The 8,374-nt window shown below is 29.5% G+C and carries 10 protein-coding genes; 2 read left to right on the forward strand and 8 right to left on the reverse strand.

The features are described from left to right. Nucleotides 1–89: 89 nt before the first annotated feature. Nucleotides 90–1,202, forward strand: coding sequence for a serine hydrolase domain-containing protein (locus LPB87_RS15870; RefSeq protein WP_230728522.1), 1,113 nt, complete (start codon nt 90–92; stop codon nt 1,200–1,202). Nucleotides 1,203–1,309: 107 nt separating this feature from the next. Here the strand turns inward: LPB87_RS15870 and LPB87_RS15875 are convergent, their stop codons facing one another. Further along, nucleotides 1,310–1,873 (reverse strand): DUF6642 family protein, encoded by a 564-nt coding sequence (locus tag LPB87_RS15875; RefSeq protein ID WP_230728523.1) that lies wholly within the window; start codon nt 1,871–1,873, stop codon nt 1,310–1,312. Nucleotides 1,874–2,091: 218 nt separating this feature from the next. On the opposite strand from LPB87_RS15875, the gene LPB87_RS15880 reads away from it, so the two are divergent. Continuing rightward, nucleotides 2,092–2,457, forward strand: a complete 366-nt coding sequence (locus LPB87_RS15880) for a hypothetical protein (RefSeq protein ID WP_230728524.1) — start codon at nt 2,092–2,094, stop codon at nt 2,455–2,457. 134 nt (nt 2,458–2,591) lie between these two features. On the opposite strand, the gene LPB87_RS15885 is transcribed toward LPB87_RS15880, so the two are convergent. The 7 genes from LPB87_RS15885 to LPB87_RS15915 form a co-directional block, all read right to left on the reverse strand. Next, nucleotides 2,592–4,154: an FAD-binding oxidoreductase gene (locus LPB87_RS15885; RefSeq protein WP_230728525.1), complete on the reverse strand. Its 1,563-nt coding sequence runs from the start codon at nt 4,152–4,154 to the stop codon at nt 2,592–2,594. A gap of 325 nt (nt 4,155–4,479) precedes the next feature. Then, entirely contained in the window at nt 4,480–5,907 is a 1,428-nt protein-coding gene (locus LPB87_RS15890) for an amino acid permease (RefSeq protein WP_230728526.1), read from the reverse strand. A gap of 138 nt (nt 5,908–6,045) precedes the next feature. Further along, nucleotides 6,046–6,282, reverse strand: a complete 237-nt coding sequence (locus LPB87_RS15895; RefSeq protein WP_230728527.1) for a hypothetical protein — start codon at nt 6,280–6,282, stop codon at nt 6,046–6,048. Nucleotides 6,283–6,386: 104 nt separating this feature from the next. Next, nucleotides 6,387–7,037, reverse strand: a complete 651-nt coding sequence (locus tag LPB87_RS15900) for a hypothetical protein (RefSeq protein ID WP_230728528.1) — start codon at nt 7,035–7,037, stop codon at nt 6,387–6,389. A 106-nt stretch (nt 7,038–7,143) separates the two neighbouring features. Then, nucleotides 7,144–7,299 carry a hypothetical protein gene (locus tag LPB87_RS15905; protein WP_230728529.1) on the reverse strand — a complete coding sequence of 52 codons (156 nt, stop codon included), beginning with the start codon at nt 7,297–7,299 and terminating at the stop codon, nt 7,144–7,146. A 50-nt stretch (nt 7,300–7,349) separates the two neighbouring features. Further along, nucleotides 7,350–7,505, reverse strand: a complete 156-nt coding sequence (locus tag LPB87_RS15910; protein ID WP_230728530.1) for a hypothetical protein — start codon at nt 7,503–7,505, stop codon at nt 7,350–7,352. Nucleotides 7,506–7,721: 216 nt separating this feature from the next. Continuing rightward, a partial coding sequence (locus tag LPB87_RS15915; protein ID WP_230728531.1) for a hypothetical protein occupies nt 7,722–8,374 on the reverse strand: 653 nt, incomplete at its 5' end.

Consider the following 8,374-nt stretch of genomic DNA (forward strand, 5'->3'; position numbering starts at 1 on the left):
TACGTTCGACTTTTTTTTGTCGTACGTATTTCATGATTATCCAACGCACATTTGTATCAAATAACAATAACCTCAAAAAAATAGAAATCATGAAAAAATTACTCTTTATCGTTTTATTAGTATTACCTCTAATAAGTATTGCACAAAAAACTAATCTAAAAGCAATAGTTGATAGTGCTGCAATCAAAATGATAGAAAAGCCTTTAATAAATTCTACGTCAATTGGTATAGTTTATCAAGGACAAGAATTCATCGGTCATTATGGTGAATTAGAAAAAGGAAAATCAAACCCACCAACAAATAAAACAATTTATGAAATCGGTTCATTAGGAAAAACCCATACAGGTACATTAATTGCCAAAGCAGTTTTGGATAAAAAAATAAACCTTGATGATCCTGTTCAAAAATATTTAAGCGAAGATTATCCAAATCTAACATTCGATAACCATCCAATTCGAATAAAAGATTTGGTTACCCATACAAGTGGTTTGCCTAATATGATTCCTTTAAGCATAAATGAAATGCTGAAAAATTTCACCAAAAAAGAGACTCCAACAGATCTTAATAATACATTAAAAAATTACACACAAAAGGATTTTTTCAAAGATTTACACCAAATAAAAATTGATACTATTCCTGGATATAACTTTTCTTATTCAAGTGCAGGAATAGAGCTTTTAGCGGCTGTTTTGGAGAAAGTTTACAACAAAAAATTTGAAGTTATTTTAAAAGAATATTTTGCCAAACATGCTCAAATGAGCCATACAATGATCAATTTATCTCCAGAAGAAGAAAAAAATCTTGCAATTGGTTATCATTGTGCTTATAACGAAATCAGTACCAAAATGGCAACATTGCCTTGGGGTGCTGGCGGAAACGTAAAATCTACCGTTCCCGATATGGTAAAATACATTAAATACCAATTAAAAAATGATGCTGTTGTAGCGGAATCTCACAGACCATTGGTTAAAGTTAACGATCGTTTTAGTTCAGGATATTGCTGGCGAGTAAACAAAGATGAAAAACAAGGAACATTATATATGCATCATGGCGGCGTTACTCGCTCACAATGTTTTATTTATATCATTCCAGAATATAATCTAGGTGTATTTATCATTACTAATCAGAGTGGCGAAAACACACCAAAAGATATGAAAGAAACCTTAAACGAAATATTCGAACAAATACAAAAGCTTAAATAATTAGTTTATGTGATTCATTTTAAAACACAGAAACATAGCTTATTTACTCTCAAAAAAGTATTTCTATTATGAGTATATAATCTATGTTTCTTTTTATGTATTAGGATTTAATAGTACAATCTAAAATCAAGGTGTTTACAAAGATCATAATACTTTTGATGTAGCTCTTCAACAATTTCAATTATATCATCTTCTTCTTGACATAAACTAAAGAATGCTTTATCTAGCGTGCTAGTACTTGTAATTTTTTTAAGAGCAGTTCCGTAACCCGAAATAGCGCGTGCACCTGTTATATCAAGAAAATATTGTGCTTCTTCTTCACTTAAATCGAGTATTTTGGCATTAGAAAAATGCAAAATTTTGCCTTTCATTTTGCCTTCAAAAATTTCGGCTATTTCTTCTAAACTATAGTAATATTCATTAAGACATACATTATTTGGTTCCCCTGGCATCACAAAATATATTATTTCGTAATCTTTAAAGTTATGGTCGTCATAAAGCAATGCGTTAAGGCTATCTTCGAATCCCTCAATAGTATCACAAGTTTTATGAATACTCGAAATTCCTTGTTCGAAAGCAAGCTGTTCTAAGTTTTTTATAACTTCAGTAGTTAGGTCTATTTCCACATCGGTAACAGCCTCAAGGCAGAAAATAAATTTATCATAATCCATAAAATTATGTTTTTGTAGGTGTAAAAGATATTACAAAGGTATATTTTATTGAAGGAAATAGATGAAAAATAGTGAAGACTTTTTTGGAAAATCAATGGTAATTTGAAGCAAATAATTAGATGCTTTTTCTAATTATTTTTAGTAATCTAAATTGTGTTAGAAACGTTTTTCGCTTCGATTTTTTATTACTTTTATGCCATAAATTTATATAACTGCTGATGAAATTTTCTTTGAACCCAAATTATACTAAAGCATCTAATTTGTTTTTTATTTCTGCTTGTCTTGGTATTCTTAATTTTTTTCTTTCCCCCGAAATACTTTCATCAAAAACAGATATAATAATTAGCGTTACAGCTATTATTTTTATTTCAATAATCGGATTAGCACTTAGATTTGAAGTCTCTTGGATTAAATATATTCTGTTAGTTTTAATTATTATCGGAATTAATACATTACCACCTTTAATAAAAGAGGAACTTACTTTGCATCCTATAAATGGTATTATTACAATATTACAAGTTGTAGCTCAAGTTTATGCTACTATTTTAATTTTAGTATTTAGCAAAAGAAAGAGAAACTATTAGTTTCCCTTTCTGCTTATAAAGCGTTTTTTACTTCTTGATTTAATTGTACCATACTATTTGAATTTTGGATTAGACTCTTCAAATTCACCAATCCAATCATTTTTTTATAATTCTTATTTTTGATTCATTCACTTTTACATGAAATTATTTAAAAATCCTGATTTTAAACTCATTTCATGTAAGAAGAGGTTTTTACTATCATACTTTTGTTTAATTTTAAGTAAATCAATTAAATATGGTTTTTCGTAAAATTGAAGTAATAATTTGATTCTATCATTATCGTTTGTGGGATCATATTTCTCCATGCGACCAAGCTTTCTTATACAGTTGTAGTCAGGAAAGTTAACGAAACAGCCTTCTGTAAAACCTTTATTACTTAATTCCAATCTTAAACTTTCTACCCAAGCTAAGTATTTATTATTATCAAGATCATTAGGATCTGACCACCAAGCCTGAATTTGAAGCATAAAATCTCGATTCTTATAATAAAAATAATTATCCCCATCTTTAATCTTACCTCCCATTCCGTGAATACTTAAATAGCAATTCAGCTTATTTCCGAATCCATGGTCTTTATTCATATATTCAAAAATTGCATTCGCAAAAGCAGCATAATCGATCCCTTTTTTTGGAAAAAAAGAACTTATTTTGTGAGGATGTGGCAAATCACATGTTGATGTTGGGGCAACTGGAACTTGTTTTCCTTGTGTTTTAAGAATATCATTTATAAAAACATCGCTACTGATACTATTTTCAATAGATGTAAAATTTTCGCTGTTTAATGTATCATTTTGAGTATTTAAAGTATTTATTTCAATTTTTATATATTCAGTTGGGAAATTTTCATCAATAATTGTAGCTATTCGTTTTTTTATTACTTGTTCACTATCATTTTTTCCAGTTATGATGATACCAGAAATATACAAGCGTAAATTATTCTCCTTTGGATATACTCTCGCAAAAGAAGTAATCACATTGATGGCCTGCGAAGCATTTTTAAACCATTTATTTAATATATATTGGGGGTTTCCCTTCTTATTCATTTGAATATAAAATGATACTTTTTTCAGACCTACAAGCGATTGCGTTTTAAAAGTTAAACTGGTAACCACTCCGAAGTTTCCTCCTCCTGAACCTTTCAAGGCTTTAAATAAGTCCTTGTATTCATTTTCAGTGTTTGCATCGACTATTTTAAATCCTGCTTTCCCATCTGCTATTACGATTTGAGCACTTACTAGTGAATCGCAGGTCATACCATATAATCTGGAGTAAGGTCCCCAGCCACCCCCTTGTGCTAAACCTCCTATTGCAACAGAATCACAACCACCACCAGGAATTACTAATTCATGTTCAGTAAGTTCTTTATACACCTCTTTTAGTTTAGCTCCAGACGATATTATTGCTGTCTTTATCGTTGTATCAATAACTATTTTATTCATTCTCGAAGTATCAATAATTATAACATTATCTGCTGTACAAGCTCCTTCGTGATGATGTCCGCCGGAACGAATTCTAAATAATTTATTATTTTGCTGACAATGGTTTAATACACATTTGACATCTTCCGCAGATTCACAATAAGCAATTTCATCAGGACTTAACTTGCCATCGTTTAGCAACAAAAGATTAGAAATTTCTCTAGATTTTTGATAATATGGTGAACTTTTATCAATTACTGTAACTGAACAATTTTTCATAGTATATAGTTAAATTAGTATTGAGGACTCATTCGTTTAAAAAGATATTTATGAAGAAAGTATCTTGTTCGTTTATATTAACCATCAATAAAAAAATATTTTAAATGCAATTTACATCGAATAATGTTTTGAATTATAGGTATTTGTACTGGTTTTATGATAATACTTTTAATAACATTAAAGAAAGCTGAATATAGATTCCTCTATATTTTAAACCCTTTGTACATTAATAATTAAAAATTGAAAAGTATACTATTAAAAAAAGGCATTGATAATCAACTATATGTTGACAATCAATGCCTATAAATCAATGATTCAGTAAAAACTACTTATTTTTTGTTTTAAAAACTTTATAACATAAGAAAAGAATACCCAACCAAATCGGAATTAATTCTACGGATAACTTCATATTAGTGATCCACATGATTGATAAAATTCCAAATAAAAAAATAAAACAAATGTAATTACTTATGGGATAAAACAATGAAGGAAACTTAGTTTGTGAATTTTCCTTGTTTTTTGCTTGTCTGAATTTTAGATGGGTATAAGATATCATAACCCAGTTAATAATTAAAGAAGAAACCACCAAAGACATTAAAATACTAAAAGCCTCTTCTGGAATTACTTTATTTATTAAAATACAAATAGCTGCAAAGCATGAAGAAATTAAAATGGCATTAATGGGAACCGATTGTCTGTTTAATTTCTTTAAAAACTTAGGAGCATTTCCTTGATCTGCTAAGCCATATAACATACGTGAATTACTGTATACACTACTATTATATACTGATAAAGCAGCCGTTAATACAATTATATTAAGCACATTTGCAATAAGACGTGTAAAAAATATTTTCTCACCAAACAACTCAAATTCCATTCCGTTTAAATTTTGAAAAACCATTACAAATGGACTGCTATCTGTAGTAATTTGTTGCCAAGGTGATAAAGCAAACAAAATAACCAATGCACCAACATAAAATATAAGTATTCTATAGATAACTTGATTTGTAGCCTTTGGAATATTTTTTTCTGGATTTTCTGCTTCAGCAGCCGTAATTCCAATTAGTTCTAAACCACCAAAAGAAAACATAATTAGAGCCATTGCAGCTAATAAACCTTGAAAACTACCATTAGTAGTTTTTTCAAAGAACCCTTTTGGGAAAAAACCTCCATCGTTATATAGGTTATGAATTGTTGCTTGCTCTCCTCCTGTTCCACTTATCAGCAAGTACGTACCAAAGAGAATCATGGCAATAATAGCAACAACTTTTATAATTGAAAACCAAAATTCAGTTTCACCATAAACTTTTACAGAGGCAAAATTTAAAGCATTAATTACCAGAAAGAAAAACAAACTGGATGCCCAGAGCGGAACCTCAGGCCACCAAAACTGAACATAAACACCAATGGCTGTAAGTTCAGCCATACTCACTAAAATATATAAAATCCAATAATTCCAACCCGATGCAAAACCAGCAAAAGAACCACAATATTTATAAGCAAAGTGACTAAAACTTCCTGATACAGGTTCTTCAACAACCATTTCACCAAGCTGTCTCATTATAAAAAAAGCAATAATTCCTGCAACAGCATATCCTAAAATAACAGATGGACCTGCTAACACAGCTGCTGGACCAATACCAAGGAAAAGACCTGTTCCAATTGATCCGCCTAAGGCAATTAATTGAATATGGCGGTTGCTCAGCCCACGCTTAAGCTGATTTTCTTCTACGTCTTCATGGTTTTTCTTCACAAATTATTTTTTTAAATGAGTTAAATGTACTTATAAATGTATAAAAAGCGAAGATAAGTTAAAAAAGGAATCGTACAAAGCATGAACGATGCTAAAAATTCAATTAAGAATAATATAAAATGATTAAAATGGAATATGTCAAACATAATCATCAGTGAAGAGTTTACAATTAGCTCCTAATTTTTCCGCTTCTTCTAAAAATTCTTTTGCTAAATTTTCATCATCAATTTCTAAAACTATTTTCTCATCCTCTAAAAGAGAATCTACATTTGATTTAGATTCTTTTAAAGACATGCCTAATTTTTCAATTTGTAACTTTGTAAGTGAGACTTTCTTTAATCCTTCTCTCCAACCTTCTAATATTACTTTTGCCATAATTTAATGTACTTTAATTGTTATGGGAGAATTAGGAGAAGATTCGTGCGGGAGATTGTTCATCCTCCCATAAAAAAGTTTTACAGAACACTAACTCTGAAAAATTACAAATCTGATACATCAGCTATTTTTTTATTCAATTCTGAAAAATCAAAATAATCACTATTATACATTTTTTCTTTAAGTTTATTTTTTAAAAACTCTAAATTACTTTTGTCGTATTCTATTAATTCTGTTATAAAATCTAAATATTTGATTTTATGAGTTATTCTAAACAAAATTAAACTAGCTAATAATTGCTCATTTTGGTGATATAAAATATTATTTCGTATATATTCTAATTTTTTCACTAGTTCCTCAACATATAAAAATTTAACATTCATATTAATATATTCCAAACATCCTAATACCAGACATTCTAAATCTTCTTCCTCAACTATTAAAAGACTTAATATTTTTTCATAATTTATATTTAATCCAAAATCAGTCGCAAAATAAATTAAATCTGAAAGGTGATTTTTATTTTCAATTTCTAAATTCTTGTTAATGAAATCTTCTATTAATGAAAATTCTTCTTGGTCAAAATATTTATATTCATCAAAAAAAATATTTACAAGTTGCTTTTCACCAATATTCAAGATAAAATTAATTTGTGATAATGAAAGTTTAGTGTTTTGATTGCAAATTTCATTAATCAATTTAACTGCCTCATGAAAAGGTATTCCATTTATATTAAGCAATTTATCTATTATCATATCTTCTTATCTTTACTTTGTCTTGGACTTCTGTCTCTCATATTTTTTTATGCTTTTTAAGTTTTTGCAAATCTGAACTAGAAGCAGTTCCAGCAGATTTCCTTGCTTAAATGACTTCTAATCCATCATCTTGTAATCTTTCATTATTATTGCCTCTTTGTGCAAAACTATCAAATAACGTCCCTAACATTTCCGCACTATCGTTGCACATATCTGAGCGGTCGGGTTTAATGTATTTTCTTTGATTATCGTTGTGCCACACGAAAGGATTCGTGCGGGAGCGGGGATTTAGTTGTCTACATCTTCATGATTTTAAATATCAGTAATGCTAAACCTATATATTAAAAAAACATACCATCTTTTTTTAAAAGAACCGAAAAGTTCATTATTATTAGAAAGTTTTATAATTATACCTGCTAAAATTAACCCAACAGGTGCTAAATAGCTATTAAATTCTTGAAAATTCATTTTACTTAATTTATAATTGATTTTAAAAAATATATTATAGAAAAAATAGCGGTTCCTAAAATAATGACCCAATGTTGTACTTTATTAAGGCGCGTACCTTCTTCTGAAAGTAGTTCATTTTTAATATTTTTGAGCCAAAAAACATGAAATTTATAAACGATAAATGATATAACGGCTAAAATTATACTGATAAATATATTATATTTCATAAAAATTCTATCTAATTATTGCGCAATTTTTTTTAACAGTTTCGCTTGAAGTATTTTTTACAATTTCTTTAGAAGCTTTTAGAAATTCTTTTGTTGAATTTGCTAAAACAGTATTAGGAATTGGAAAAAATGAACCTACAAGTGCTCCCGCCGCTTGACTAGTGATTTCAACAGCAGTATCATGAGCTGCAGCTTTCTCATCACCTGTAAGCGCATTAGTCACAACCTTAATTGCTTTACCTTCCAACGTAATAAATCCACCAATTTCCGCAACTTTTAATCCTGGTATGGCGCCAATACCTTCAAATGGCGCGCCAGCAGCAACAGCAGTAGCCGCTAAACCTGTTGTAGTGGTATTTTCTCCAATTTTTTGCATTTCTTTTGAAAATCCAATAATTTCACTTTTATTTTTATTAACTAATTGCTGACCTTTTTCTAAAGATTCTCCAAATTTCAATAATGCAAATTTTCCTATATCAGTGTTACCCGTCTTTGGATTATATGATTGTTGCCAAGCAGTCTTCTTTTTACTAGGTGGGTCACCACCCTCACTTTGGCTCTCACCCCTAACTTGATTCGCAAAATCACTCTGAAACATAGTAACGTCCCCACCGCAACCTCTATCCCCTTCTGCCGAACTCATAGCACCTGCTGATCGTA

Origin of the sequence: Flavobacterium sp. EDS, assembly GCF_020991525.1 — a bacterium.
Lineage (GTDB): Bacteria > Bacteroidota > Bacteroidia > Flavobacteriales > Flavobacteriaceae > Flavobacterium.

What these genes read in the sequence shown, in the direction of transcription:
- LPB87_RS15885 (WP_230728525.1), bottom strand. Translation starts at nt 4,154, where the DNA reads ATGAAAAATTGTTCAGTTACAGTAATTGATAAAAGTTCACCATATTAT.
- LPB87_RS15895 (WP_230728527.1), bottom strand. Translation starts at nt 6,282, where the DNA reads ATGGCAAAAGTAATATTAGAAGGTTGGAGAGAAGGATTAAAGAAAGTC.
- LPB87_RS15870 (WP_230728522.1), top strand. Translation starts at nt 90, where the DNA reads ATGAAAAAATTACTCTTTATCGTTTTATTAGTATTACCTCTAATAAGT.
- LPB87_RS15910 (WP_230728530.1), bottom strand. Translation starts at nt 7,505, where the DNA reads ATGAATTTTCAAGAATTTAATAGCTATTTAGCACCTGTTGGGTTAATT.
- LPB87_RS15880 (WP_230728524.1), top strand. Translation starts at nt 2,092, where the DNA reads ATGAAATTTTCTTTGAACCCAAATTATACTAAAGCATCTAATTTGTTT.
- LPB87_RS15875 (WP_230728523.1), bottom strand. Translation starts at nt 1,873, where the DNA reads ATGGATTATGATAAATTTATTTTCTGCCTTGAGGCTGTTACCGATGTG.
- LPB87_RS15900 (WP_230728528.1), bottom strand. Translation starts at nt 7,037, where the DNA reads ATGATAATAGATAAATTGCTTAATATAAATGGAATACCTTTTCATGAG.